Genomic DNA, 26,629 nt, shown 5'->3' with positions numbered 1-26,629 from the left:
GAAAGGAAAAGCCATGACACAAGGCATTACGGACAAGGTGGTCGTCATCACCGGAGCAAGCAGCGGTCTCGGCGAGGCGGCTGCCCGCCGCCTCGCGAAGGACGGAGCCAAATTGGTGCTGGGAGCGCGTCGCCTCGATCGCCTGCAGGCTCTCGCTGAAGAGCTTTCGCTGGATCCTCAAGCCGTCCTGCAGACCGATGTGACGCAGTTCGAGCAGGTCAAGCGTCTCGTCGACCATGCGGTTAAGCTCTATGGCCGCATCGACGTCATCATCAACAATGCCGGGCTGATGCCGCATTCCCCTCTGGAGCGCTGCAAGGTTGGGATCGCATGATCGATGTGAATCTGAAGGGCGTGCTTTACGGCATCGGAGCGGCGCTGCCGCACATGAAGGCGCAGAAGAGCGGCCACATCATCAACGTGTCCTCGGTGGCCGGCCACAAGGTCAATCCGGGCGGAGCGGTCTATGCCGCTACGAAGCATGGCGTGCGGGTGATCTCCGAAGGGCTGCGGCAGGAGGTCAAACCTTACAATATCCGGACAACCATCATCTCGCCCGGTGCGGTCGCAACCGAACTTCCCGATAGCATCACCGAAGCCGATGTGGCCGAGCGGGTCCGGAAAGTCTATGAGCTTGCTATTCCTGCCGATTCCTTTGCGAGCATGGTCGCATTTGCGATGAGTCAGCCGGAAGACGTCGACATTAACGAGATCCTGTTCAGGCCGACTCGACAAGAATATTGAGCGTGACGGTGGCCCGTGATCTACGGGCCACTTTCTGGGTTCAGACTGCGATGGAGTTCTCCAGCGCAGCGGTTTCGAAGTCGGCTAAATATTTGCCGAGCAGCGTATTCAACGCCGCTCTCTCATCTTCCGACAGACCTGCGACGAGACGCGCCTGCGTCTCGACATGGGCGGTCACTGCGCTGTCGATCAGCGCGAACCCCTTTTCGGTCAGCGATACCAGAAAGCTGCGGCCATCTTCAGGATTGGCTGTGCGGGCGACGAGATCAGCTTTTTCCAGTTGATCGATGCGGTTGGTCATGGTGCCGGAGGTTACCATCATGGCGGCCATTAGATCGCTGGGTGAGAGAGCATAGGGCGCTCCCGAACGGCGGAGGGTCGCCAGCACGTCGAAGGTTGCGCGATTCAAGCCGAATTGCGTGAAAGTCCTCTCCATCTCGCGGCCGAGATAGTGGGCGACGTTTCCGAGGCGGCCGATCAATCCCATCGGGGTGGTGTCGAGATCGGGCCGTTCCCGGTTCCATTGGGCAAGAATTTTGTCGATGCGATCCATGCCGAGACATCGCCATGAAATTATCTTGACGTCAAGATATTTTGAATTATCTTGATCTCAAGATAAATTCGGACATATGACATGACGCGCGACCTGTTGCTGACCGCGATCTCGCCGGCGATCTGGGGCAGCACCTATCTGGTGACGACAGAACTTCTGCCGGCCGGCTATCCGCTGACGGTCGCCTTGTTGCGCGCGTTGCCCGCAGGGCTGCTTCTGCTCGCCATTGTCCGGCGGTTACCGCACGGCATATGGTGGGCGAGGTCGCTCGTCCTCGGTGCGCTGAATTTTTCCATCTTCTGGTGGATGCTGTTCATCTCGGCCTACCGTCTGCCGGGCGGAGTGGCGGCGACCGTCGGCGCCATCCAGCCGCTGATCGTCATCGTGCTCGCGCGGCTCTTGCTCGGCTCGCCGATCCGCAGCCTTTCCATCGTGGCGGCTGTTGCCGGCATTATCGGCGTCGCCTTTCTGATCCTTACACCGCGGGCAGCACTCGACCCCCTGGGCATCGCGGCCGGGGTTGGCGGTGCCGTCTCCATGGCGACCGGCACCGTGCTCAGCCGGCGCTGGCGGCCGGATGTCTCGCCGCTCACCTTCACCGCCTGGCAGTTGACAGCAGGCGGCTTGCTGTTGCTGCCTTTCGCCATGATGATGGAGCCGCCGCTTCCCTTTCCGACCGCCGCCAATATCTTGGGCTTTGCCTATCTCGGCCTGATCGGAGCGGCGCTCACCTATATTCTCTGGTTTCGCGGCCTGTCGCGCCTGGAGCCATCCGTCGTCTCGCCGCTCGGCTTTCTCAGCCCGATGACCGCCGTGATCCTCGGCTGGGGAGTGCTGGACCAGCAACTGAGCCCGATTCAGATCCTGGGCATCGCCATCGTGCTTGGCAGTGTCTGGCTCAGCCAACGCGCACAGCAGCTTCCTTCCGCCAGGAAATCAGCGCCCACCGATCCGGCAATCGCATCGGAACGATAAAATAGCGCGACGGGGAGCCGACAAGCGCGCCGACCATCGAGACAACAAAAAAGGCGGCCGGAAAGCCGCCTTTTCCATCGGTTACCTAAAACCGATCAGTTCCATTCGCGGATATCGACGAAGTGACCGGCGATCGCGGCGGCTGCGGCCATGGCAGGCGATACCAGGTGGGTACGGCCCTTGAAGCCCTGGCGGCCTTCGAAATTGCGGTTCGAGGTGGAGGCGCAGCGCTCACCCGGCTTCAGGCGGTCGTCGTTCATGGCGAGGCACATGGAACAGCCCGGCTCGCGCCAGTCGAAACCGGCAGCCTTGAAGATCTTGTCGAGACCTTCGGCTTCCGCCTGCTCCTTCACGAGACCGGAGCCCGGAACGATCATGGCGTTGACCGTCGAAGCCACCGTCTTGCCTTCGACGACCTTGGCGACTGCACGCAGATCCTCGATACGGCCGTTGGTGCAGGAGCCGATGAAGACGCGATCGATGTTGATCTCGGTCATCGGCGTGCCCGGCTTCAGGCCCATATAGTCGAGCGCACGCCACTTGGAAGCGCGCTTGGTCTCGTCCTGGATCTCGTCCGGGTTCGGCACGATGCCCTGAACGGAGACGACGTCTTCCGGCGAGGAGCCCCAAGAGACGATCGGCGGCAGGTTGGCGGCGTCGAGCGTGACGATGCGATCGTAATGCGCGCCTTCGTCCGACTTCAGCGTCTTCCAGTAGGCGATCGCCTGTTCCAGTGCTTGGCCCTTCGGCGCGCGCGGCTTGCCCTTGATGTATTCGAAGGTGGTCTCATCAGGCGCGATCAGGCCGGCGCGGGCGCCGCCCTCGATCGACATGTTGCAGATGGTCATGCGGCCTTCCATCGACAGCGAACGGATGGCTTCGCCGGCATATTCGATGACGTAGCCGGTGCCGCCGGCAGTGCCGATCTCACCGATGATGGCGAGAATGATGTCCTTGGCGGTGACGCCGGGCGGAAGCTGGCCGTCGACCCGCACCAGCATGTTCTTCGCCTTCTTCTGGATCAGCGTCTGGGTCGCCAGGACGTGTTCCACTTCGGACGTGCCGATGCCGTGCGCCAGCGAGCCGAAGGCACCGTGGGTCGAGGTGTGGCTGTCACCGCAGACGATGGTCATGCCGGGCAGGGTGAAGCCCTGCTCGGGACCGATGATGTGGACGATGCCCTGGCGCTTGTCGTTTTCCGAGTAGTATTCGACACCGAATTCGGCGGCGTTGTGGGCCAGCGCCTCGACCTGGATGCGGCTTTCCTCGTTCTTGATGCCGAGATGGCGATCGGGCGAGGTGGGAACGTTATGGTCGACGACGGCGAGTGTCTTTTCCGGGGCGCGGACCTTGCGGCCGGTCATGCGCAGGCCTTCGAAAGCCTGCGGCGACGTCACCTCATGAACGAGATGACGGTCGATATAGAGAAGACAGGTGCCATCGTCTTGGGCGTCGACGAGATGGTCATCCCAGATTTTGTCGTAGAGGGTGCGTGGAGCGCTCATGGCTACAAATCCATATTGGCATTGTCGAAAATGGGGAGTGACGGATCAGGACCGCCGGCCTCGGGAGTGATCAGCGAAGTCGGCTGTTGAGCGCGCCAGAAATCATCGCAAAGAATCGGGCCGGCAGGCGCTTATGGTCCTGCAGCACGAAAGCCGTGACGACTTGTCCGTCTTTGCTCATGATCTTATTCATGCCGATGCTCATACCAATTTTCAAAACCTTCGGCAATGGTGGCAATAGGATGTGCGGGAAAGGGGTCGATGCATGGCCGCAGCCATCACGTTTGCGCGCCCGGCGGCTGTGCGGCCGCCATACGAGGGAAGGCGGAGCGATCACTGCCCGAACGCCGGCGCATCCAGGCTTCGAGTTGCCTCAGCAGCAGCGACAGGCCGATCGTCAGCAACAGGTAGATGAAGGCGAGGATCGAAAGCGTTTCGAAATAGCGGAAATTGGCCGAATAGTAGAGCTTGGCAAGCTGGGTGATATCGGCAACCCCGAGGACGGACACTAGCGAGCTGTCTTTCACCATCGCGATGAAGTCGTTGGAGAGCGGCGGCAGGATGACGCGGATCGCCTGCGGAAAGACGACGAGGCGGAAGCGCTGGAAGCGGGTGAGGCCCAGCGCTTTTGCCGCTTCGATCTGGCCCTGGTCGACCGCCTGAATGCCGGCGCGGAAGATCTCGGCGATGAAGGATGAATAGCCGATCGTCAGCGCGATGATCGTGCGCCAGACAAACGGCACGTCCCGTACCACAAGCGGGCTTGTCCAGCCGGCGGAAATCAACGGCGAGATGATGAAGTTATAGACGGCGACGAAGGCCGGCGTGCCGACGAAAGCGACGTATGAGAGCAGCACGAGCATCGGAATGCCGCGCACGATCTCGATATAGAAGCGCGCGACTTGCCGCAGCACGAGGAAATCCGACAGGCCGAGCAGCGCAAGTCCAAGGCCGAGCAGCATGGCAAGCGTAAATGCCACCAGCGTCACGAAAATTGTGACGCCGATGCCGTTGAGCAGAAGAGAGAATATCTGGGCGTAGAGGCCGTTTGCCGCGATTGCGATGGAAACGACGACGCCGAGTATGGCGAGGGCGACCAACCACCAGGGAAAGTCCTCCTTGCCGCGGGGCCCGCCCGGGGCTGCCAATAGTGCCATCAGAGCGGGCTTCCAGTATGTCGATCTGCAGGGCTCATTGGCCCATCTTGTAATCGAGGAACCACTTCTTGTTCAGCGCGTCGAGGGTGCCGTCCGCCTTCAAGCTGGCGATGGCGGCGTTGATCGGGGCGACGAGATCGGAGCCCTTCTGGAAGATGAAGCCGAAATCCTCGGTGCCGAGCGGATCGCCGATCAGCTTCAGGCCGCCGTTCGAGGCATCGACATAGCCTTTGCCGGCCGTGCCGTCGGTCAGCACCAGATCGACATCGCCCGTCTTCAGCGCCTGCACGGTCGCTCCGAAGGTTTCGAAGGTCTTGATGCGCGGGTTCTGCTCGTTGCCATCGAGGACTTCATAGACGGCGGTGTAGAAAGGGGTCGTGCCCGGCTGCGCTCCGATCAGGCCTTCCTTGAAAGCGGCGAAGCTCTTGGCATCCGTGAAGCGCTTCTCGTCGCCGCGCACCAGCATGAACTGCTGCGAGCGCATATAGGGATCGGAGAAATCGACCTTCTGCTTGCGGTCTTCCTTGATGGTGATGCCGGTCATGCCGATGTTGTACTGGCCTTCGGAGACGGCCTGGATCATCGCGTCCCAGCTCGTGTTCTGGTATTCGACCTTGAAGTTCAGCCGCTTGGCGATCTCGTTCATCGCGTCATATTCCCAGCCGATCGGCTTGCCGGACTTGGGGTCGACGAATTGCAGAGGCGGATAAGCATTCTCGGTGACGACGACCACGGTCTTGCCGTTGAGATTCGGCAGGTCGGCGGCGAAAGAAGCAAAGGGTGCAAGCACGAAGGCGGTAAGGCCCAAAAGGAACGAACGACGGAATGCCATGGAAATCTCCCCGAATAGCGCAACGGAAAATTGTCATATTTAGAAAGCGAATGGCAAGGCTATTGCCATGATGGCGACGATAAAAACAGAAAAGCCGGTCCAAAGCTTGTGGTCCGCGGAGAATTTTCCTTCGTCTTTTTCCCCGCAACAAAAAAGGCGACCCGAAGGCCGCCTTGATCTCTGCGATCCCTGAGGAAAGCTTATTCTGCTGCCGGTTCCGCGGCGGCTGCAGCGGCTTCGGCTGCTGCCTTTGCTTCGGCGGCTTCTGCTGCTGCCTTTTCGGCTGCGAGAGCCTGAGCTGCGGCAACCTTTTCAGCCTCGACGCGAGCCTTTTCCTCGGCAATGGCCTGGCGCTCGGAATCGTTGAGCTTGCGGGCGCGCGTGCCGGTGTTTTCGACGATACGGGCAGCCTTGCCGCGCAGGTCGCGCAGGTAGTAGAGCTTGGCGCGACGGACCTTGCCGCGGCGAACGACTTCGACGCTTTCGATCATCGGGGAGTAAACCGGGAATACGCGCTCGACGCCTTCGCCGTAGGAGATCTTGCGGACGGTGAAGTTTTCCTGCAGACCGCCGCCGGAGCGGGCAATGCAGACGCCTTCATAGGCCTGGACGCGGGTACGGTTGCCTTCCGTGACCTTCACGTTGACGCGGACGGTATCGCCGGCCGAGAACTCGGGGAGAGTGCGCTTGGCTTCGATCTTGGCGGCCTGTTCGGCTTCCAACTGCTGAATGATGTTCATGTTATCAACCTCTTTGTTGGTTCAACAGCCAGAGCGCTCTGAACGATCTATCTTTGGTCGGCCCTCGGAAGGTCTCGCCTTGGATATATGCCCGCAAAGGCAGGAGCGAATACGTCTGCTTTTCTTTGGTGGTTGATGGGAAATTTCCCATGCCGGCCGCGCACATACTCTATTGTCGCGGCTTTGTCACCCCTTGCGGGGCAATTTCGTGAGCGAGGGGCCGCTTTTTAAGAGATACATTCCTTCCGCTGGCTAAAAAATAAGCCGGCATGCGAAGGGTTTAAATAATTGTCAAAATTCGCGACCTGCGGCACACTTCTTTCGTCAGGGGAACTGAAAAAAAGAGGCAGTCATGACAGTGAATAATCCATCGCCCTCGCTTTACAACGAGGATCTGGCGCCCGCCGAAGAACGAAAGTGGGGGGCTTTCAGCATTTTCAACGTCTGGACCTCAGACGTCCATAGCCTGTGGGGCTATTATCTCGCCGCGAGCCTTTTTCTGCTCTGCGGCAGCTTCATCAATTTCGTCATTGCCATCGGCATCGGCTCGCTGGTGATTTTCTTCTTCATGAGCCTCGTGGGCAATGCCGGCGTCAGGACCGGCGTGCCCTTCCCGGTGCTGGCGCGTGCTTCGTTCGGCACATTCGGCGCCAATCTGCCGGCGCTGGTGCGCGCCGTTGTCGCCTGCTTCTGGTATGGCGCGCAGACGGCCGCCGCCTCGGGCGCAATCGTCGCGCTGCTGATCCGCAATGACAGTCTTCTCGCCTTCCACCAGAACAGTCACTTGCTCGGCCATTCCACCCTGGAAGTCATTTGCTATGTCGTCGTATGGGGCCTGCAGTTGCTGATCATTCAGCACGGCATGGAGACGGTGCGGAAGTTCCAGGATCTGGCTGGTCCAGCGGTCTGGGTGATGATGCTTTTCCTCGCCGTGTATCTGATCGTGAAGTCCGGCACCTTCTCCTTCGGTTCCGAAATTCCGCGGGACGTGCTGCTCGAGAAGACCAAGGATGCCGGCGTGCCGGGCGAGCCGGGCAGCTTTGCCGCGCTCGCCGCGGTCGCCGCGACTTGGATCACCTATTTTGCGGCGCTCTATCTGAACTTCTGCGATTTCTCGCGCTATGCCACGGACACGAAAACCCTGCGCAAGGGCAATCTGTGGGGTCTGCCGATCAACCTTCTGGCTTTCTGCCTCGTTGCCGGCGTAACGACGACGGCCGCGTTTGCCGTCTATGGCGAAGTGCTGCTGCATCCGGAAGCAATCTCGGCAAAATTCGACAGTTGGTTCCTGGCGCTGCTGGCGGCGCTCACCTTCGCGGTGGCAACGCTCGGCATCAACGTCGTGGCGAATTTCGTCTCGCCGGCTTTCGACTTCGCCAATGTCTTCCCGAAGCACATCAGCTTCAAGCGCGGCGGCTTTATCGCGGCATTGATTGCGCTGGTGCTTTATCCCTTCGCACCATGGGAGACGGGTGCCGCGCACTTCGTCAACTTCATCGGTTCCACCATGGGTCCGATCTTCGGCATCATGATGGTCGACTATTATCTGATCCGCAAAGGTCAACTAAACGTCGAGGCGCTCTACCATGAGAATGGCGAGTTCGAATTCCAGAGCGGTTGGCATGTCAATGCTCTGATTGCCTTCGTCATCGGCGGCCTGTTCTCGTCGATCCTGCCGACCTTCACCAGCATTCTGCCGGATTGGTGGGGAACCTACGGTTGGTTCTTCGGCGTCGCCATCGGCGGCGGGGTTTACTACGTGCTCAGGATGCGCGGCGCACCGGCCGCCGCCGCGTTACAGAAGTAATTTCCGATGCCCGGCTTCGGTCGGGCATTCTGCCACGAAGCTTCGATCCGCCACTTCCGAAGTGGCGGATCGAGCAATTCAGACCACATTCTTTCGTCAGCTTCTCGCCGAGTCGTGGCGGCAACTCACAATGGCAGCGGTCTGCCCGCCTGTTCACTAACCATGTACTCGGCATACCAAGTCGGCCATTCCTCATCGCGCTGGCCGGTTCGCTTCTCATGTTCGCCATGGGCCATCTCTGCACGGCGGAGCGCGCTTGCGAGATCGGCCGGCGAAGTGAATGTCGTCGTATTCGCGTCCACGCGTCCGGGCAATCTTCCTGTGATCTCCTGCAATAGCCAGCCGTTGCCATCCGGATCGTTGAATGAGGCGAAGGAGCGGTAGCTGCGATGATCGGGGTCTCGACCGCTGACCCGAATTCGCCCAAACAGGTAGGGTTCGTCCGTGCCGGCGTAAGCGCCGCTGGCGTCGTGGAACACCTCGCTGACCTCGACGCCGCGGCCGAGCAGCTCCTTGCGGGCGGCCTCGATGTCGGAGACGATCAGGTACAGGCCCTTTGCGGAGCCGGGTGCTGCTGCGGTGACGGTCTTGCCGAAGATGACGGAGCAGCCGGAGCCCGGTGGCGTAAACTGGACGACGCGGTAGCCGCCATCGTCGGAGGCGAAATCGGCGTCGAGCCTCCAACCCAGCCCATCGTAAAAGCGCTTGGCGCGATCGACGTCTGAAACAGGGATGACGACAATCTCGAACTTCATGTCAACGGTATTGCTCATGCTCAGCTCCTTAGGTTTGATGCCTTGAGAGGAATGACACATGCTCAAATTCAGGCAGGCGGATGATAGTGAGGGCACGCAGTCGAATCAATTACCCCGAGGTATTAGCGAGGAATACGCTACTTTTGATTGTGACAAATTTCGATCAATGAGGGTTGCCCAGGCACTCTCGTCGCCTTCGATCCGTTATTTCTTATGCGTTTGATCGAGCAAATCCGGCCGGCGCTCTTTCGTCAATTGCTCCGCCTCTTGCCTCTGCCATTTGGCGATGGCGCCGTGATTGCCTGAAGTCAGTACCACCGGAATTTCGCGTCCTTCCCAGACCTGCGGCCGCGTGTACTGCGGATGTTCGAGTAGGCCGCCTTCGAAGCTCTCATGCAGCCCCGAAAGATCGTTGCCCATGACGCCGGGCAGGATGCGGACGATGGCGTCGAGCAGGATCAGGGCCGCCGGCTCGCCGCCGGAAAGAATATAGTCGCCGATCGAGACTTCCTCTAGATTGCGGCCGTCGATCACCCGCTGGTCGACGCCCTCGAATCGGCCGCAGACGATGATGACGCCGTTGCCGGCGGCGAGTTCACGCACCCGCTTCTGTGTCAGCGGCTTCCCGCGCGGGCTCATCAGCAGGCGCGGGCGGTCGTCGTTTTCGCTGGCGTGGTCGATGGCGCGGGCAAGCACGTCTGGTTTCAGCACCATGCCGGCGCCGCCGCCGGCCGGCGTGTCATCGACGGTGCGGTGCTTGTCGGTCGCGAAATCGCGTATTTGCACGGTGTCCAGCGACCATTGCCCACGCTGCATCGCCTTTCCCGCGAGCGAGGTGCCGAGATGGCCGGGAAACATCTCGGGATACAGTGTCAGGATGGTTGCCCGGAAACTCATGGCCGAGCCATTTCTTTGTTTTGGGTCATTTCTTGGTTTTATCGGGCCGCTTCGGTGGCTTGCCGGTGAAATCGTCGGGGTTGTCGACCAAGCCCGCCGCCATAGGGTCGATCAGGATCTTGCCGCCTTCCAGGTCGATTTCCAGCACGGCAGCTTCTGAGAACGGGATGAGCACCGGGCGTTTGCCCGGGCCCTTCAGCTCCAGCAGGTCGCCGGCGCCGAAATCATAGATGCCGCTGACCGTGCCGTAGCCGGTGCCTTTGTCATCGACCGCTTCCAGGCCTTCGAGATCGGCATAAAAGAACTCGTCGTCCTCCAGCTCGTCGTCCGGCAGGTTGTCGCGCTCGATATAGAGTTCCAGCCCATTCAGCGCCTCGGCGGCATTGCGGTCGTTGACGCCGCGAAAGCGGACGATCACCACGTTCTTGGCTTCGCGGATCTCCAGTACCTCGAAGCTGCGGCCGTCGAGGCTATGCAGATGGCCGTAATCGCCGAGCGCTGTGGGGTCGGAGGTGAATGCGCGGGCGCGCACTTCGCCTCTCAGGCCCTGCGCGGCGCCGATAGTGGCCATCAATACCGGGTTTTCAAGTTTCGTCATGGTCCTGTGCCGACTGCCAGAGGATCGATTGCGTTCTCTCATAAGATGAACGCTCGCCGATGTGAACAAAAAACGGGCGGCATGTCGCCATGCCGCCCGTTTCAAATGGCCGTTGCGGCCGATTATTCAGCAGCGGCGGCGGCGTCAGCAGCCTTCTGTGCCTTTTCAGCGGCGCGTTCCTGGGCGCGCTTGCCCGGCTTTGCCTTTTCCGGGTTGTTCTTGGCTTCGCGCTTGGCAATGCCCGCCTCGGCGAGGAAGCGCAGAACGCGATCGGTCGGCTGGGCGCCGTGGTCGAGCCAATGCTTGATGCGCTCGGCCTTGAGTTCAACGCGCTTGGCGTCGTCCTTGGCAAGCATCGGGTTCCAGGAACCGAGGGTCTCCAGGAAACGGCCGTCGCGGGGCGAACGGGCGTCAGCTACGACAACGTGATAGTACGGGCGCTTCTTGGAGCCACCGCGGGCGAGACGAATTTTCAGTGCCATGTCTTTACTCCTTAGGCTTTTCTTGACCGCTTCGTTTTGGCGGTATGGTTACTTCGCGCTGCTGTTTTTATGTGTCGCATGATCTCTTCCGAAAACCGCTTTACACTTTTCGGGATCATGCTTTGAGATCCGCAGCGATCTGTTCATGGTGCCGGATGACTTCCTTGATGACGAAGTTCAAGAACTTCTCGGCGAAATCCGGATCCAGATTTGCGTCCTTTGCCAGGTGGCGCAGGCGTTCGATCTGGTATTCCTCGCGCGCCGGGTCGGCCGGCGGCAGATTGTATTTGGCCTTCAGCACACCGACTTCCTTCGTGCAGCGGAAGCGTTCGGCCAGCATGTGCACCAGAGCGGCATCGATATTGTCGATCGACTGGCGGTAGTTACCCAATTGGGCCTTGACATCTGGATCAATCATGGGAGTCTGTGATCCTTCTCACTTCTTCTTCGGCAAACCGGGCAGGCCCGGGAAACCACCGCCGAGGCCAGGGAGCTTGGCGCCGCCGAGACCCGGCAAACCGCCACCGCCGCCCAGACCCGGCAATCCGCCCGGCATAGCGCCGGGACGGCCGAGGCCGGCGGCTTCCGCCTGTTTCTGCAGGGCTTCCAACTGCTTGGGATCGATGTTCGACAGGTCGGGCATGCCCCCCATGCCGCCGCCGAGGCCCATCTTGCCGGCAAGGCCGCCCATGAGCTGCTTCATCATGCCGCCTTTGCCCTTGCCGCCCATCATCTTCATCATGTCCGCCATCTGGCGGTGCATCTTCAGAAGCTTGTTGATGTCGGCGGCATCGGTGCCGGAGCCGGCCGCGATGCGCTTCTTGCGGGAATGCTTCAAGAGGTCAGGATTGGCGCGCTCGGCCTTGGTCATCGAGGAGATGATGGCGAGCTGGCGGCCGAAAAGCTTGTCGTTGAGACCGGCAGCGGCCATCTTGTCCTTCATGCCGGCCATGCCGGGCATCATGCCCATGATGCCGCCCATGCCGCCCATCTTCTGCATCTGCTTGAGCTGGTCGGCGAGGTCGTTCAGATCGAACTTGCCCTTGGCCATCTTGGCGGCCATGGCGGCCGCCTTTTCGGCGTCGATATTCTCAGCCGCCTTTTCGACCAGCGAAACGATATCGCCCATGCCGAGGATGCGGTCGGCGATGCGGCGAGGGTGGAATTCCTCCAGCTCGCCCATCTTTTCGCCGACACCGATCAGCTTGATCGGCTTGCCGGTGACGGCGCGCATCGAAAGGGCGGCACCGCCGCGGCCGTCGCCGTCCATGCGGGTCAGCACTAGGCCGGTGATGCCGACGCGCTCGTCGAAATTGCGGGCGAGATTGACGGCGTCCTGACCGGTCAAAGAGTCAGCGACCAGCAGGATTTCGTGCGGATTGGACTTCTTCTTGATCTCCGCCATCTCGACCATGAGCGGCTCGTCGATATGCGTACGGCCGGCGGTGTCGAGAATGACGATGTCATGTCCGCCGAGCTTGGCGGCCTGCACGGCGCGCGCGGCGATATCGGTCGGCGATTGGCCGGCGATGATCGGAAGGGTGTCGACGCCCGTCTGAACGCCGAGCTGGCGCAACTGCTCCTGTGCGGCCGGACGGCGCGTGTCAAGCGAGGCCATCAGGACCTTCTTGCGGTCGCGGCTCGTCATGCGGCTGGCGATCTTCGCCGTGGTGGTCGTCTTACCGGAACCCTGCAGACCGACCATCATGACGACGACCGGAGCCGGCGCGTTGAGATCGATGCCGACACCTTCGCCACCGAGCATTTCGATCAGCTCGTCGTGAACGATCTTGACGACCATCTGGCCAGGCTTGATCGACTTCAGGATTTCGGCGCCGACGGCCTTTTCGCGGACGCGATCGGTAAAGGAGCGCACGACGTCCAGCGCCACGTCGGCTTCCAACAGCGCGCGGCGAACCTCGCGAAGTGCTGCGGAAACATCGGCTTCCGAAAGCGCGCCGCGGCCTGTCAGTCCATTCAGAATGGAACCAAGACGGTCCTGGAGGTTTTCAAACATCAGTTCTTCCTTATCGATCGCTTGGGATTGGACTTGCGCGTGTGCGCGGTTCCCGCCCGAAAACGTCGTGCTTTTCCATGACGAAAACAAGACGCAAAGCCAAAAAGCACCCGAGGGCGCATCGCGCTGTCGGGTGTTGACCTCCGGGATCTCTTTATACCTTAACGGGTCCCGGTCGGTGGCTCGGAGGCTTGTGCTCGTCGCAGATGGCGGGGATAAACAGGAAACGGGTGCGAAAGTCAAGCCGAGAGGGCGCAAAGGCTTTCAAAAGCCCGATGTTTACCCCACATCTGGCCCAGAGAAAAATCCATCGGCGCATTCATGACAGACAAATCCGGCTTCCGGAAGACATCGAACCCCTATTATCAAGGTCCAATCTCCGATCATTTCGACGGGTTACGCTTCTTCAATCCGGGCGGTGTGGAACCGGGTGGTTTCCGCGACTTGTTGAAATGGCAACTCGGCGGCGGCCGCGCGCGTTGGCCGCGTTCGGTCGTCAGCCTGTTTCCGCCGGCCACGCCCGATAGTCGTGTTTTCGGCGATGCGCTGCGGGTGACGATGGTTGGCCATGCCACGATGCTGATCCAGGCGGCCGGTCTCAATATATTGACCGATCCGGTGTGGTCGGAACGCGTCAGCCCCTTCACCTTCATCGGACCGAAACGGGCGGTGCCGCCCGGCATCCGCTTCGAAGACCTGCCGCCGATCGATCTCGTGCTGGTCTCGCACAATCACTATGACCATCTCGACCTCGCGACGCTGAAGCGGCTGCACGAGACACATGCACCGAAAATCCTGACCCCGCTCGGCAACGATGCCATTATCCGCCGCGGGGCGCCCGATGCCCGGATCACGACGATGGATTGGGGCGATCGCATCGGCATCGCCGGCGAGGTGACGGTCGACGCCGAGCCCTGCCATCACTGGTCAGCGCGTGGCGCGGGCGACCGCCGCATGGCGCTCTGGGCCGCTTTCGTCATCACGACTCCCGCCGGCAAGATCTACCATATCGGCGATACCGGCTTTCACGGTGGCTTGAATTACGAGGCGGCGCGGCAAAAGCACGGCGGCTTCCGCCTCGCGATCCTGCCTTTCGGCGCCTACGAGCCGCGCTGGTTCATGAAGGGTCAGCATCAGAATCCGGAAGAAGCGGTAAAAGGCATGAAGCTCTGCAACGCCGCCCACGTCGCAGGCCATCATTTCGCGACCTTTCAGCTCACGGACGAGGCGATCGATGCGCCGGTGAAGGCGCTGGAGGTGGCCTTGAAGGCCGAGGGTGTGGAACCGGATCGGTTTAGGCCGTTGAGAGCGGGGGAAGTGTTCGATGTGCCTATGGTTTAAGATCAAACATGTTGCCCATGATGCGGGGAGGAGGTGGATTGGAACGATCGCCTGCCCAACGGCTTAGATTACCACCACAACGCCAACAAACAGAGCTCTGGATTCTCTTCATCAGTGACGCGAGTTCGCCAAAAAAGAGACATCACGATGCTCCTTGCCTTCGCAGCTACTTAGCGTCGGAGCGAGCTAATAGCGATCCACTTTGTTTCTTCCGGCCGCCTTATGTGCCAGTACTTCCATCCGTCAAGGTTAGTTCGTTTGTCGTCTTTTGTTAGAGCGACGCCACCGGCCGCCGCAGAAGGGCTACTGTATCGATCCCCTTCCACCAACCATGCCCCGTTTTGAATGATGCCCGTATGAACGCGGCCGTTATATTCCATTCGCAGTTCCGTGCCGTGTGGCAGCGTGACGCCTTTGCTTGCCCAAGGACGGCCTCCAGTATCTGTGACTTGGGCGGCGAGCGCTTGATCTTCGATTTGGAGCAGGCGCCGAAGCACAGTGTTAGGCGTTTCAGCAAAACTTTGTCGTGCTAGCTCGATCCGCTTATGCACATCAAAGTCAATTTCAATGGTCCGTAGCTCTGTCATCCAGGCCTCCTTCGGCGTCTCGCGCATTTGAAAGTTAAAATAGTAATTTAAGTAAGTAAAGGAGAAAAAGAGGCCTAGCATGGTTTACATTGTGGCCTATGGGTGGAAACGGGAAACATTGCCAGCAGATAAGGGCCGTCCTTGCTACCTGCGCCAACATGCGGCCCCTGCTCCAATCATTTCCCCGCAGGCGGGGCGAGGGAGTCATCATGCCACTGGTAATTCCCCCGCATTTCCGCCATATACAGCTCGAAAACACTGACGGACATACCATCATGAGCAACACGGTCGAATTCGCGCGGATGAACGGGCTTGGCAACAAGATCCTGGTTGTCGACATGCGCGGCCGCAAAGACGTGGTGACAGCGGCTGCGGCGATTGCGTTGAATGCCGATCCGGCCACTGGGTTCGATCAGATCATGGCGATTCACGATCCGAAGGCAGAGGGTACCGACGCCTGGATCGATATTCTGAATTCCGACGGCACCAAGGCGCAGGCCTGCGGCAACGGCACGCGCTGCGTCGTGCAGGCGCTTGCGGCCGAGACCGGCAAGAAGATATTCACCTTCCAGACCGTCGCCGGCATCTTGAATGCGGTCGAGCATGAGGACGGTACGATCTCGGTCGATATGGGCAAGCCGGTTTTTGCCTGGGACAAGATCCCGCTCGCCGAGGAATTCGCCGACACGCGCCGCATCGAGCTGCAGATCGGGCCGATCGACAATCCTGTCCTGCATTCGCCTTCGGTCATGTCGATGGGCAATCCGCATGCGATCTTCTGGGTCGACAAGGACCCGATGTCCTACGATCTCGCCCGCTTCGGGCCGCTGCTCGAAAACCATCCGATGTTTCCCGAGCGCGCCAATATCACCTTGGCGCAAGTGCTTTCGCCGACCACGCTGCGCACGCGCACCTGGGAGCGTGGCGCCGGGCTGACGCTTGCCTGCGGCTCGGCCGCCTGTTCGGCCGCCGTCTGCGCGGCCCGCACCGGCCGCACCGGCCGCAAGGTGACGATCGATGTCGCCTCTGCCCCCGCCTCGGGCCAGCTCACGATAGAGTGGCGGGAAAGCGACGATCATGTCGTCATGACCGGTCCGGCGGAATGGGAATGGTCAGGCTCCGTCGATCCCGTGACTGGTCGCTGGACGCGCGATCGGGAGCAGGGGGCTCAGGCGCGGTGAGCGGGGTCGAGGTCATCACCTTCGGCTGCCGTCTCAACACCTATGAATCCGAAGTGATGAGAGCCGAGGCCGAGAAAGCCGGGCTCAACAATGCCATCCTGGTCAATACCTGTGCCGTCACCGGCGAGGCCGTGCGCCAGGCGCGCCAGGCGATCCGCCGCGCACGGCGCGACAATCCCCATGCCCGCATTATCGTCACCGGCTGCGCCGCGCAGACGGAAAAGCAGGCTTTCGCCGAAATGGCCGAAGTGGATGCCGTGCTCGGCAATGAGGAGAAGCTGACGAGCGCTTCCTATCGCTCGCTACCGGATTTCGGCGTTTCGGCGGAAGAGAAGCTGCGCGTCAACGACATCATGAGCGTGCGGGCCACCGCGCCGCAGATGATCCGGCATATCGACGGGCATGTGCGCGCTTTCATCCAGGTACAGAATGGCTGCGACCATCGCTGCACCTTCTGCATCATCCCCTATGGCCGCGGCAATTCCCGTTCCGTGCCGATGGGCGCGGTGGTGAGCCAGGCGCGCAATCTCGTCGAAAGCGGTTATCGCGAGATCGTCTTGACCGGCGTCGATGCGACCAGCTACGGCGCCGACCTGCCCGGTCAGCCGACGCTGGGCCTTCTGGCGAAGACGCTGCTGAAACAGATTCCCGAGATCCGCCGCCTGCGGCTTTCCTCGATCGACAGCATCGAGGCCGATCAACATCTGATGGACCTGATCGCCGACGAGCCGCGCTTCATGCCGCATCTGCATCTGTCGCTGCAGCATGGCGACGACATGATCCTGAAGCGGATGAAGCGGCGGCATTCACGCGCCGATGCTATCAATTTTATCGAGGATGCTCGCCGTCTGCGGCCGGAAATGAGCTTTGGCGCCGATATGATCGCCGGTTTTCCGACCGAAACGGAAGAAATGTTCGAAAACGCCGTCAGCCTGGCGGAAGAGGTTGGTATTGCGCATCTGCATGTCTTTCCCTATAGCCCGCGTCCCGGTACGCCTGCCGCGCGAATGCCGCAGCTCGACCGCGCACTGATCAAGGAACGCGCTGCACGGCTGCGCTTGGCTGGACAAAAACTGCATCAGTCCCATCTCGACTCCATGGTCGGTACGCGGCAATGGCTGCTCGTGGAGAATAACGGGCTGGCACATACGGAAAACTTCACGCTTGCCGCAGCCCCAGGCCTCAGGCCGCGCGAGCTTGTGCAGGTGGCGATCACCGGCCACAATGGCAAGCATCTCGACATGCAACTTTCGGCCGCCGACGCGGCCTGATCCTACTCGCTCACGGAATTTTCATGGCGCTCAATTTCATCAAAAAAGTCTTCACCTTCGGCCGCGAAAAGCCGACGGAAGAACAGGCGCCGGAAGAGGTTTTGCCGGTTGAGGAAGCGGCTGCTGCGCAAGAGGCGCCTGTTACGGAATCTTCCGCTGCATCCGAGTTTGCGGAGCCTGCGTTACCCCCCTCTGTCCCTTCGGGACATCTCCCCCTCAAGGGGGGAGATCGTTTGGAGAGTGAGGCGCCGGCTGAGCAAGAAGAGCGGGCGGATGCGCAAGCAGAAGACGACTTGCGCACTTCATTGAATGCTCAGGTGATCGAGGCTGAGAAAGCTGCTACGGCAGAGTATCCTGTAGCGACTGAAGTTGGTGATGAGCCTAACGAGACCGCCTCCGAAACGATCTCCCCCCTTGAGGGGGAGATGTCCGATAGGACAGAGGGGGGTGACGCAGGCTCGACAAACTCGGAGTTCTCGTCGGAAAGCACAGAATCTTCAACGGACTCAGAACCTTCATCGGAAACCACCGAAACCGCGGCCGCAGTCCCCATCCTCCCCAAGGGCTTCGCCACCGCGGCCCCCGCTCCAGCTCCCATTCCGGAAGCCCCCAAGCAGAAGCTTTCATGGTTCCAACGCCTGCGCGCCGGCCTGGCGCGCACCTCGTCGCAGCTCACCGGCCAGATCACGGCGCTTTTCACCAAGCGCAAGCTGGACGATCAGACGCTGCAGGATTTGGAGGATCTGTTGATCCAGGCCGATCTTGGCTTCGAGACTGCCATGCGGGTCACCGATACGCTGGCCTCGGAACGCTACGGCAAGGACGTGACCGGCGAGGATGTCAGTCGGATCATGGCGCAGGAAATCGCCAAGGTGCTGAAGCCGGTCGCCAAGCCGTTGCAGCTCGATCTCGGTCACAAGCCGCATGTCATCCTGATCGTCGGCGTCAACGGCACCGGCAAGACGACGACGATCGGCAAGCTGGCGGCGAAATTATCGGGTGCGGGGCTGAAGGTCATGGTGGCTGCCGGCGATACGTTCCGCGCCGCTGCCATCGAGCAGTTGAAGATCTGGGCCGACCGCACCAAGTCGGAATTCATCGGCACCAAGCTCGGCGCCGATGCCGCCGGCCTTGCCTTCGATGCCTTCCAGCAGGCCAAGGCCAACAAGAGCGACGTGCTGATCATCGATACCGCCGGCCGCCTGCAGAACAAGGCGGAGCTGATGGCGGAACTCGAAAAGATCGTTCGCGTGCTTGGCAAGCTCGATCCGGACGCGCCGCATACCGTCCTGCAGACGCTGGATGCGACTACGGGCCAGAATGCGCTCAATCAGGTGGAAATCTTCCGCAATGTCGCAGGGGTCAACGGCCTGATCATGACCAAGCTCGATGGCACGGCGCGCGGCGGCATTCTGGTGGCCATCTCGGCCAAGCATAAGCTGCCGGTCTATTTCATCGGCGTCGGCGAGGGTGTAGACGATCTCGAGCCGTTCGAGGCCGAGGATTTTGCCCAGGCCATCGCCGGGATCGGTCCATGAACGACAAGACCAAATTCGATGATAGTGAGAGTGCCGCGATGACGACCAGCGACAGTGACCTGACCCCAAGTGCTGCCGACAGGCATCATCCGCTGCTGAAGCTGGTGCTGGAACTTGGGCCTTTGCTGGTCTTCTTCTTCGGCAATCTGCGAGGCGACTGGCTGGTGCAGCATTTTCCGGCATTGTCGGCACTGGGCGGTCCCCTCTTCGTCGCCACCGCCTTATTCATGGCGGCGACGGTGGCCTCGCTCATCGTCTCGAAGATCATGCTCGGCCATCTGCCGCTGATGCCCTTCGTCTCCGGCATCGTCGTCGTCACCTTCGGCGCGCTCGGCATCTATCTGCAGAACGAAACCTTCATCAAGATGAAGCCGACCATCATCAATGCCCTGTTCGGCGTGGTGCTGCTCGGCGGGCTTACCTTCGGCAGATCGCTGCTCGGCTATGTCTTCAATGCTGCGTTCCAGTTGGATAGCGAAGGCTGGCGCAAGCTCACGCTGCGCTGGGGCATCTTCTTCCTGTTTCTCGCCGTGCTCAACGAAATCGTCTGGCGCGGATCGAATTGGTACTATCTGCCCGATGTTAAAGCTGCGGATAATCTCTGGGTCAACTTCAAGGTCTGGGGCACGATGCCGATCACCATCGTCTTCACCTTGTCGCAGATGCCGCTGATCATGAAGCACACGGTCAATCCGCCGGCGGAAACAGAAGAATGACGGCGCTGGCTGACGCCGAAAATCGCTATCGGCAGCAGAGCTTCTGGTTCATTGCCTGCGCCGCGGTTCTACTCGTCCAGATCGTCGCGGAATATATGATGGGTCGGGTGCCGATCTGCACCTGCGGTTACGTCAAGCTCTTCGAACCCGTCGTGAAATCCAGCGGCAATTCGCAGCATATCGCCGACTGGTACACGCCGTCGCATATCATTCACGGCTTTCTCTTCTTCGGGTTGACACATCTGATCATGCGCCGCAAGCCGCTGTCGATGCGCTTGTTCGTTGCCATGCTGATCGAATCCGGCTGGGAGCTGCTCGAGAATTCGCCTGTTATCATCAACCGCTACCGCACGGCGACGATCTCGCTCGACTATTTCGGCGACAGCATCCTGAACTCGGCGATGGACGCGGTGTTCATGGTTGTCGGCTTCCTGTTCGCGTGGCGCGCGCCGGTTCTGCTGACGGTAGCAATCGCCATTTTCTTCGAGCTGCTAACCGGCTGGCTGATCCGCGACAATCTCACGCTGAACATCATCATGCTGGTCTGGCCGGTGGAGGCGATCAAGACCTGGCAGGCTGGATTGTGATTTTACCTTCTCCCCGGCGGGGAGAAAGATGCGCGTTAGCGCAGGTTGAGGGGGCGTTGCACCGTAAGACTGCCTTTCGCTTGCCGCTCAAGGCCCTCGTCGCTTCGCTACTCGGCCCCCTCATCCGCCTCCTGAGCTTGTCGAAGGGCGGGCACCTTCTCCCCGAGGGGAGAAGGTATTCAAGATGCCGGCTTCGCCTTGGCTTTCTCTATGGCGGGGTACAGCCCCTCTTTGAGGCTGTTCGCGGTAAAAGGCCCGACCTGCTTATAGAGAATCGTGCCGTCTGGGGCGACGAGGTAGGATTCGGGAATGCCGTAGACGCCCCAGTCGATGGCGGCCGAACCGTTCGGATCGATGCCGATGGCGCTATAGGGATTGCCGAGTTCGCCGAGGAAACGCCGGGCGTTTTCGCCCGTGTCCTTATAGTTGATGGCGACGATGTTCAGTCGTCCGTCCTTGGCGAGTTGCTTCAGGAGCGGATGTTCCTCGCGGCAGGGGAGGCACCAGGAGGCGAAGACGTTGACGAGCGTCAGCTTGCCCTTGATGGCATCATCGGTCAGCGCCGGCAGATTGGAGCCGTCGAGCGGCGCCAGCGCCAGCGTCGGGGCTTTCGTGCCGATCAGGGCCGAGGGGATAGCGGAAATATCGGTGCCGTGGACTTCCTGGTCGTACATCACCTTGCCGACGGCAAGGGCGATGCAGGCAAAGACGATCAGCGGAATGAGCGCCAGCAGATAGCGGCCGGTACTGCCGGATTTCGGCTTGCTGCCTTCTTCGGTTCCCAAGCTCATTTCGTCTTGCTTTCCGGGGTGCGCTGCGACCGGCGGCGGATGCCGGAGGCTTCCAGCGCGGCGATTTCCTTGCGGCGCAGACGCCCGTCGATCCACGTCCAGGCGATGACGGCGATTATCACGGCGGCGGTAAAGCCATAGGAGCCGTAGACATAGAAGGGATGCGTCATGCTATTCCTCCCGGGCAGCCATGCGGGCGGCGAGACGGCGCTGCGCGGCGATGCGGCGGCGCCAGATCTCGTTGCGGATCGCCATCAGATGCAGCGTGAAGAACAGCAGCGTGAAGGCAAGCGCCATGGTGAAGAGCGGCCAAAGGAATTGCGCATCGATGGTCGGGCCGCCCACGCGCATGATGCTTTCGGACTGATGCAGCGTGTTCCACCAGTCGACCGAGAACTTGATGATCGGAATATTGACGAAACCGACCAGGATCAGCACGGCGCTGACGCGCGCGGCCTTTGACGGATCGTCCATGGCGCGGTTCAACGCGATCAGCCCGAGATACATCAGGAAGAGGATGAAAACGGAAGTAAGCCGGGCATCCCAGACCCAATAGGTTCCCCACATCGGCTTGCCCCAGAGCGAGCCAGTGACGAGGGCAACAAGAGTAAATGCGGCGCCGAGCGGTGCGGCCGCCTTGGCGGAGACATCGGCGAGCGGGTGGCGCCAGACCAGCGTGCCGATCGCCGACATGCTCATGATCGTATAGCACATCATCGACAGCCAGGCCGACGGCACATGGATATACATGATGCGGACTGTATCGCCCTGCTGGTAATCGCCTTCGGTCGAAAAGGCGAAATAAAGGCCAATCGCAAAAAGCGCGGCTGATATCGCCGCCAGCCAGGGAATAAGACGTGCCGAAAACGCCAGGAACCGTGTCGGGTTGGCCAGGTCGGAAAATCGGCTGATCGCGGGGCTGATATCGCTCATTTTTCTTGTTTAAACCGATATCGCTTTTACGGCAATCGACCGCATTGTCTCAGGCCTATCAATCCGTCGTGTTGCGCAAGGCGAGAGCCGCCGCCGCCGGGCCGAGCACGGCGAAGAACAGGGTGAGCGCGATCAGGATCAGGAAGGGCGGCAGGAAGGGCTGCGGACCTTCGACGGCGGCATAGGTGGCGCTGACGCCGAAGATCAACACGGGAATGGTCAGCGGCAGCACGAGGATCGACACCAGCAGCCCGCCGCGCGGCAAGGCGACGGCAACGGCGGCGCCGACCGCGCCGATGAAGGTGATGGCCGGCGAGCCGACAAGCAAAGTCAGCGCCGTCGCGCCGATCGCCACCTCGTTCATGTTCATGAAGAGGCCGAGCAACGGCGAAGCGATGACCAGCGGCAGGCCGGTCGCCGTCCAGTGGGCGGCGCATTTGGTGAGCACGGTCAGCACCAGCGGCGTTTCCTGCATGACCAGCAGGTCGAGCGATCCGTCATCGCGTTCGGCCTGAAACAGGCGGTCGAGGCCGAGCAGGGCAGACAGCAGCGCGCCGATCCAGACGATGGCCGGACCGATGCGCGATAAAAGCTTCAGATCGGGGCCGACGCCGAAGGGAATGACGGCGACGACAGTCAGAAAGAAGAGAATGCCAATGAGCGCACCACCGCCGGCGCGAACCGAAAGTCGGAGGTCGCGGAGGAAGAGGGCGGTCATACGGCGAGCTCCCTAAACCATTCTCCAGCTTTGCTCGCGAAAGACCCCTCCCCAATCCCTCCCCACAGGGGGGAGGGGCTCCTATGCCGCGCGTTCGGTATGCGCCGGAAAACCACGTTCTCAATGCCTCCGAACCTGTAAAACACAATGCTGCAACTTTTGTCGGGAGCTTGCCGCAGCCTGTCCCCTCCCCCTTGTGGGGAGGGGTTGGGGAGGGGTCTTGCCAGTAGTCGCAAGGCTGCCAGAGGATACATCATCATCCCCACACCCCTTCACTCACTCCGGCAAACCCCGTCATCCGCATTTGCTGCACATTCTCCAAGCCCAAAGGTTGATGCGTGGCGGCAAGGATGATGCCGCCATTCTTCTGATGGGCCGTGATGAGCTGCGCAAGCAGCCGATCTGCCGCCGCGTCCAATGCCGCCGTGGGTTCATCGAGTATCCAGATCGGGCGATAAGCAACCAGCAGTTTCGCGAAGGCGATTCGGCGTTGCTGGCCGGCGGAGAGGTAGCCGAAGGGCAGGTGGGTGATGCCGGCAAGGCCGATGGCATCGGCCGCTTCGTCGACATCCAGAGCGACGCCGCCTGGCATGTCGCCCAAGAAGGTTTTCCAGAAGGACAGATTTTCGGCCACGGTAAGTTCGGATTTCATCGCATTGCGATGGCCGAGATAGTGGCTGGCCTCGCACGGCGGGCGGTCTGATTCGCCCTTAGAATCGGTGAAAACGACGCGGCCTTTTTCCTGCTTCAGCAGGCCCGCCACAACACGCAGAAGCGTCGATTTTCCGGAGCCGTTGCGGCCGGTCAGAATGAGGGCTTCGCCACTGCTCAAGCTAAAGGAAACATTCGTGAAAATCAGGTCCTCGCCCCGCCTTGCCGCCAGGTTTTCAGCGCTTAGATGCATCCGCTCAGGCTTTCCCGTTTTCATTGCTGCGCGCGCAAAAAAATTGTCCAAAATTGCGCTTTGCCACTCTGGCAAGTCTTTACGAAATTATCTATAAGACCCGCAACCACGCCAGCGGTCGGCGTGAATTTCATCCTTGCGCCGAACATAAGGTTTTCTGCCTTACGTGCGGACAGCGGAAATGGCCGTACCCGCATCCTGATGTGCATAAAGTGCATAGGCGTTCGCACGACTGTGTTGGCTATCAGAAACGGGGTCTCTCGTGTCTAAATCTCTTGACAGTTTCAATTGTCGTTCCACGCTGACCGTGAACGGGAAAGACTATGTCTATTTCAGCCTGCCCAAGGCTGAGGCCAATGGTCTGCCCGGTGTTTCCAAGCTTCCCTATTCGATGAAGGTGCTGCTGGAGAACCTGCTGCGCTTCGAAGACGGTCAGTCGGTCACCAAGGACCATATCGTTGCCGTCGCCGAATGGCTGACCAACAAGGGCACCGTCGAGAACGAAATCGCCTATCGCCCAGCGCGCGTGCTGATGCAGGACTTCACCGGCGTTCCGGCGGTGGTCGACCTTGCTGCGATGCGCGACGCAATGGTGTCGCTCGGTGGCGATCCGGAAAAGATCAATCCGCTCGTCCCCGTCGATCTCGTCATCGACCACTCTGTCATCGTCGACGAATTCGGCACGCCGCAGGCTTTCGCCAAGAACGTCGAGCTGGAATACCAGCGCAACGGCGAGCGCTACCGTTTCCTGAAGTGGGGCCAGCAGGCATTCAAGAACTTCCGCGTCGTTCCCCCCGGCACCGGCATCTGTCACCAGGTCAACCTCGAATATCTCGGCCAGACCGTCTGGACGAAGGAAGAGGACGGCGAAACGATCGCCTATCCGGATACCTGTGTCGGTACCGATTCGCACACGACCATGATCAACGGCCTCGGCGTTCTCGGCTGGGGTGTGGGCGGTATCGAAGCTGAAGCCGCGATGCTCGGCCAGCCGGTCTCCATGCTGCTGCCGGAAGTCATCGGCTTCAAGCTGACCGGCAAGCTCAAGGAAGGCGTCACCGCGACCGACCTCGTGCTGACCGTCGTGCAGATGCTGCGCAAGAAGGGCGTCGTTTCCAAGTTCGTCGAATTCTTCGGTCCCGGTCTCGACAACATGCCGCTCGCCGACCGCGCCACCATCGGCAACATGGGTCCGGAATACGGCGCGACCTGCGGCTTCTTCCCGGTCGACAAGGAAACGCTGCACTATCTCAACATGTCCGGCCGTGCGAAGGATCGCATCGCTCTCGTCGAAGCCTATTCCAAGGCTCAGGGCATGTGGCGCGAAGGCGACGGTTCCGATCTCGTCTTCACCGATACGCTGGAACTCGACCTTGGCGACGTTGTGCCGTCGATGGCCGGCCCGAAGCGTCCGGAAGGCCGTATCGCGCTGGAAAACATCGCTTCCGGTTTCGCCACTTCGCTGGACACCGAATACAAGAAGCCCGGCCAGCTCTCCAACCGCTATGCGGTCGAAGGCGCGGATTTCGATATCGGCCATGGCGACGTTGCCATTGCCGCCATCACCTCCTGCACCAACACCTCCAACCCATCGGTGCTGATCGCTGCCGGCCTGCTCGCCCGCAACGCCGTTGCCAAAGGTCTGAAGAGCAAGCCGTGGGTCAAGACTTCGCTGGCACCGGGATCGCAGGTCGTTGGCGAATACCTCGCCAAGTCCGGCCTGCAGGCCGATCTCGACAAGCTCGGCTTCAACCTGGTCGGCTTCGGCTGCACCACCTGCATCGGCAATTCCGGCCCGCTGCCGGCGCCGATCTCGAAGACGATCAACGACAAGGGCCTGATCGTTGCCGGCGTGCTCTCGGGCAACCGCAACTTCGAAGGCCGTATTTCGCCCGACGTCCAGGCAAACTACCTGGCTTCGCCGCCGCTCGTCGTCGCTTATGCGCTCGCCGGCTCTGTGCAGCTCGACCTGACGAAGGAGCCGATCGGCGAAGATCAGAACGGCAAGCCGGTCTTCCTCAAGGATATCTGGCCGACCTCGCAGGAAGTGCAGGAATTCATCCTGAAGTATGTCACTCGCGAACTTTATGAAACCAAGTACGCCGACGTCTTCAAGGGCGACGCCAACTGGCAGGCCGTGCAGGTTCCTCCGGGCCAGACCTATGCCTGGGACGACAACTCGACCTATGTGCAGAACCCGCCTTACTTCGTGGGCATGGGCAAGAAAGGCGCCGGCGTTTCCGACATCAAGGGCGCCCGCGTTCTCGGCCTCTTCGGCGACAAGATCACCACCGACCACATTTCTCCGGCCGGTTCGATCAAGGCTGCCTCGCCGGCCGGTTCCTACCTCATCGGCCATGGCGTCGGCATTGCCGACTTCAACCAGTACGGCACGCGCCGCGGCAACCATGAAGTCATGATGCGCGGCACCTTCGCCAATATCCGCATCCGCAACCACATGCTCGGCCCGAACGGCAAGGAAGGTGGCTACACCATCCATTATCCGTCCAAGGAAGAGACCTCGATCTACGACGCGGCCATGCAGTACAAGGCCGAGGGCGTTCCGCTCGTCATCTTCGCAGGCGTCGAATACGGCAACGGCTCGTCGCGCGACTGGGCTGCCAAGGGCACGAACCTGCTCGGCGTGCGCGCCGTGGTCGCCCAGTCCTTCGAGCGTATCCACCGCTCGAACCTGGTCGGCATGGGCGTCATCCCCTTCGTCTTCGAGGAGGGCACCACCTGGGCCAGCCTCGGCCTGAAGGGCGACGAGACCGTGACGATCGAGGGCCTGGAACACATCAAGCCGCGTGAGCGCAAGATCGCCAAGATCACCTATGGCGACGGCTCAGTGAAGGACGTTCCGATCATCTGCCGCATCGATACGCTGGATGAAGTGACCTATGTCAACAATGGCGGCATCCTGCAGACCGTTCTGCGCGATCTCGCGGCTTGATTGGCGCTAAAACAGCTTATACACGCCGCCGGAGCATAGCTCTCCGG

Annotated in this window: 27 protein-coding genes and 1 pseudogene; 10 read left to right on the top strand and 18 right to left on the bottom strand. The window is 60.8% G+C overall.

What is annotated here, in order from left to right:
* The first annotated feature begins 13 nt into the window (after positions 1 to 13).
* Positions 14 to 744 (top strand): annotated as a pseudogene (locus QA646_RS15115) (SDR family oxidoreductase).
* A 40-nt stretch (positions 745 to 784) separates the two neighbouring features.
* On the opposite strand, the gene QA646_RS15110 reads toward QA646_RS15115, so the two are convergent.
* Positions 785 to 1,297 carry a MarR family transcriptional regulator gene (locus tag QA646_RS15110; RefSeq protein WP_283056230.1) on the bottom strand — a complete coding sequence of 171 codons (513 nt, stop codon included), beginning with the start codon at positions 1,295 to 1,297 and terminating at the stop codon, positions 785 to 787.
* An 81-nt stretch (positions 1,298 to 1,378) separates the two neighbouring features.
* Here QA646_RS15110 and QA646_RS15105 point away from each other — a divergent pair, with 81 nt between their 5' ends.
* On the top strand, positions 1,379 to 2,272 hold the full coding sequence (locus QA646_RS15105; RefSeq protein WP_283056229.1) for an EamA family transporter: 894 nt from the start codon (positions 1,379 to 1,381) through the stop codon (positions 2,270 to 2,272).
* 95 nt (positions 2,273 to 2,367) lie between these two features.
* Here QA646_RS15105 and leuC read toward each other — a convergent pair whose 3' ends face one another.
* The 5 genes from leuC to rplS form a co-directional block, all read right to left on the bottom strand.
* Positions 2,368 to 3,777 carry a 3-isopropylmalate dehydratase large subunit gene (leuC, locus tag QA646_RS15100; RefSeq protein ID WP_283056228.1) on the bottom strand — a complete coding sequence of 470 codons (1,410 nt, stop codon included), beginning with the start codon at positions 3,775 to 3,777 and terminating at the stop codon, positions 2,368 to 2,370.
* 70 nt (positions 3,778 to 3,847) lie between these two features.
* Positions 3,848 to 3,970, bottom strand: coding sequence for a hypothetical protein (locus QA646_RS15095; protein ID WP_280749438.1), 123 nt, complete (start codon positions 3,968 to 3,970; stop codon positions 3,848 to 3,850).
* An 85-nt stretch (positions 3,971 to 4,055) separates the two neighbouring features.
* On the bottom strand, positions 4,056 to 4,934 hold the full coding sequence (locus QA646_RS15090) for an amino acid ABC transporter permease (protein WP_283056227.1): 879 nt from the start codon (positions 4,932 to 4,934) through the stop codon (positions 4,056 to 4,058).
* A 34-nt stretch (positions 4,935 to 4,968) separates the two neighbouring features.
* Positions 4,969 to 5,766, bottom strand: a complete 798-nt coding sequence (locus tag QA646_RS15085) for a basic amino acid ABC transporter substrate-binding protein (protein WP_283056226.1) — start codon at positions 5,764 to 5,766, stop codon at positions 4,969 to 4,971.
* Between the two features lie 200 nt (positions 5,767 to 5,966).
* Positions 5,967 to 6,506, bottom strand: a complete 540-nt coding sequence (gene rplS / locus QA646_RS15080; RefSeq protein ID WP_283056225.1) for a 50S ribosomal protein L19 — start codon at positions 6,504 to 6,506, stop codon at positions 5,967 to 5,969.
* 352 nt (positions 6,507 to 6,858) lie between these two features.
* Here rplS and QA646_RS15075 point away from each other — a divergent pair, with 352 nt between their 5' ends.
* On the top strand, positions 6,859 to 8,313 hold the full coding sequence (locus QA646_RS15075; RefSeq protein ID WP_283056224.1) for an NCS1 family nucleobase:cation symporter-1: 1,455 nt from the start codon (positions 6,859 to 6,861) through the stop codon (positions 8,311 to 8,313).
* Positions 8,314 to 8,438: 125 nt separating this feature from the next.
* Here QA646_RS15075 and QA646_RS15070 read toward each other — a convergent pair whose 3' ends face one another.
* From QA646_RS15070 to ffh, 6 genes are all read right to left on the bottom strand, one after another.
* A complete protein-coding gene (locus QA646_RS15070; RefSeq protein ID WP_283056223.1) occupies positions 8,439 to 9,128 on the bottom strand; it encodes a VOC family protein in 690 nt (229 codons plus the stop codon).
* A gap of 144 nt (positions 9,129 to 9,272) precedes the next feature.
* Positions 9,273 to 9,965: a tRNA (guanosine(37)-N1)-methyltransferase TrmD gene (trmD, locus tag QA646_RS15065; RefSeq protein WP_283056222.1), complete on the bottom strand. Its 693-nt coding sequence runs from the start codon at positions 9,963 to 9,965 to the stop codon at positions 9,273 to 9,275.
* A gap of 25 nt (positions 9,966 to 9,990) precedes the next feature.
* Positions 9,991 to 10,563, bottom strand: a complete 573-nt coding sequence (rimM, locus tag QA646_RS15060) for a ribosome maturation factor RimM (RefSeq protein WP_283056221.1) — start codon at positions 10,561 to 10,563, stop codon at positions 9,991 to 9,993.
* Positions 10,564 to 10,685: 122 nt separating this feature from the next.
* On the bottom strand, positions 10,686 to 11,045 hold the full coding sequence (rpsP, locus tag QA646_RS15055) for a 30S ribosomal protein S16 (RefSeq protein WP_283056220.1): 360 nt from the start codon (positions 11,043 to 11,045) through the stop codon (positions 10,686 to 10,688).
* 115 nt (positions 11,046 to 11,160) lie between these two features.
* A complete protein-coding gene (locus QA646_RS15050; RefSeq protein WP_034481598.1) occupies positions 11,161 to 11,463 on the bottom strand; it encodes a chorismate mutase in 303 nt (100 codons plus the stop codon).
* Positions 11,464 to 11,481: 18 nt separating this feature from the next.
* A complete protein-coding gene (gene ffh / locus QA646_RS15045) occupies positions 11,482 to 13,062 on the bottom strand; it encodes a signal recognition particle protein (protein ID WP_283056219.1) in 1,581 nt (526 codons plus the stop codon).
* Between the two features lie 321 nt (positions 13,063 to 13,383).
* Between ffh and QA646_RS15040 the strand changes: the two genes are divergently transcribed.
* On the top strand, positions 13,384 to 14,403 hold the full coding sequence (locus tag QA646_RS15040; protein ID WP_283056218.1) for an MBL fold metallo-hydrolase: 1,020 nt from the start codon (positions 13,384 to 13,386) through the stop codon (positions 14,401 to 14,403).
* Between the two features lie 170 nt (positions 14,404 to 14,573).
* Here the strand turns inward: QA646_RS15040 and QA646_RS15035 are convergent, their stop codons facing one another.
* Positions 14,574 to 14,990: a hypothetical protein gene (locus QA646_RS15035; RefSeq protein ID WP_283056217.1), complete on the bottom strand. Its 417-nt coding sequence runs from the start codon at positions 14,988 to 14,990 to the stop codon at positions 14,574 to 14,576.
* A gap of 275 nt (positions 14,991 to 15,265) precedes the next feature.
* Here QA646_RS15035 and dapF point away from each other — a divergent pair, with 275 nt between their 5' ends.
* Genes dapF through QA646_RS15010 form a run of 5 tightly spaced genes read left to right on the top strand, consistent with a single transcriptional unit; the run spans position 15,266 to position 20,283 of the window.
* Positions 15,266 to 16,171 (top strand): diaminopimelate epimerase, encoded by a 906-nt coding sequence (gene dapF / locus QA646_RS15030; RefSeq protein WP_283058882.1) that lies wholly within the window; start codon positions 15,266 to 15,268, stop codon positions 16,169 to 16,171.
* Complete coding sequence (gene mtaB / locus QA646_RS15025; RefSeq protein ID WP_283056216.1) at positions 16,168 to 17,442, top strand: tRNA (N(6)-L-threonylcarbamoyladenosine(37)-C(2))-methylthiotransferase MtaB; 1,275 nt, start codon at positions 16,168 to 16,170, stop codon at positions 17,440 to 17,442. Before dapF ends, mtaB begins: the two co-directional genes overlap by 4 nt.
* Positions 17,443 to 17,465: 23 nt before the next feature.
* Positions 17,466 to 18,980, top strand: coding sequence for a signal recognition particle-docking protein FtsY (gene ftsY / locus QA646_RS15020; protein ID WP_283056215.1), 1,515 nt, complete (start codon positions 17,466 to 17,468; stop codon positions 18,978 to 18,980).
* On the top strand, positions 18,977 to 19,696 hold the full coding sequence (locus QA646_RS15015) for a septation protein A (protein ID WP_283056214.1): 720 nt from the start codon (positions 18,977 to 18,979) through the stop codon (positions 19,694 to 19,696). The genes ftsY and QA646_RS15015 overlap by 4 nt, the downstream gene beginning before the upstream one ends.
* Positions 19,693 to 20,283 (top strand): DUF2585 domain-containing protein, encoded by a 591-nt coding sequence (locus QA646_RS15010; RefSeq protein WP_283056213.1) that lies wholly within the window; start codon positions 19,693 to 19,695, stop codon positions 20,281 to 20,283. Before QA646_RS15015 ends, QA646_RS15010 begins: the two co-directional genes overlap by 4 nt.
* Before the next feature lie 179 nt (positions 20,284 to 20,462).
* On the opposite strand, the gene QA646_RS15005 is transcribed toward QA646_RS15010, so the two are convergent.
* From QA646_RS15005 to ccmA, 5 genes are all read right to left on the bottom strand, one after another.
* Positions 20,463 to 21,074 (bottom strand): DsbE family thiol:disulfide interchange protein, encoded by a 612-nt coding sequence (locus QA646_RS15005; protein ID WP_283056212.1) that lies wholly within the window; start codon positions 21,072 to 21,074, stop codon positions 20,463 to 20,465.
* Positions 21,071 to 21,244 carry a heme exporter protein CcmD gene (gene ccmD, locus QA646_RS15000; protein ID WP_283056211.1) on the bottom strand — a complete coding sequence of 58 codons (174 nt, stop codon included), beginning with the start codon at positions 21,242 to 21,244 and terminating at the stop codon, positions 21,071 to 21,073. The genes QA646_RS15005 and ccmD overlap by 4 nt, the downstream gene beginning before the upstream one ends.
* 1 nt (position 21,245) lies before the next feature.
* Positions 21,246 to 22,007 carry a heme ABC transporter permease gene (locus QA646_RS14995; RefSeq protein ID WP_283056210.1) on the bottom strand — a complete coding sequence of 254 codons (762 nt, stop codon included), beginning with the start codon at positions 22,005 to 22,007 and terminating at the stop codon, positions 21,246 to 21,248.
* Positions 22,008 to 22,065: 58 nt separating this feature from the next.
* Positions 22,066 to 22,725: a heme exporter protein CcmB gene (ccmB, locus tag QA646_RS14990; protein WP_283056209.1), complete on the bottom strand. Its 660-nt coding sequence runs from the start codon at positions 22,723 to 22,725 to the stop codon at positions 22,066 to 22,068.
* Positions 22,726 to 22,981: 256 nt separating this feature from the next.
* Complete coding sequence (gene ccmA, locus QA646_RS14985) at positions 22,982 to 23,629, bottom strand: heme ABC exporter ATP-binding protein CcmA (protein WP_283056208.1); 648 nt, start codon at positions 23,627 to 23,629, stop codon at positions 22,982 to 22,984.
* A gap of 262 nt (positions 23,630 to 23,891) precedes the next feature.
* Here ccmA and acnA point away from each other — a divergent pair, with 262 nt between their 5' ends.
* On the top strand, positions 23,892 to 26,582 hold the full coding sequence (gene acnA, locus QA646_RS14980) for an aconitate hydratase AcnA (RefSeq protein ID WP_283056207.1): 2,691 nt from the start codon (positions 23,892 to 23,894) through the stop codon (positions 26,580 to 26,582).
* The last annotated feature ends 47 nt before the right edge of the window (positions 26,583 to 26,629 follow it).

This window comes from Rhizobium sp. CB3090 (assembly GCF_029714285.1).
GTDB lineage: Bacteria > Pseudomonadota > Alphaproteobacteria > Rhizobiales > Rhizobiaceae > Rhizobium.
Note: the sequence above shows the minus strand (reverse complement) of the source record. Positions and strands in the feature narration are given on the sequence as shown.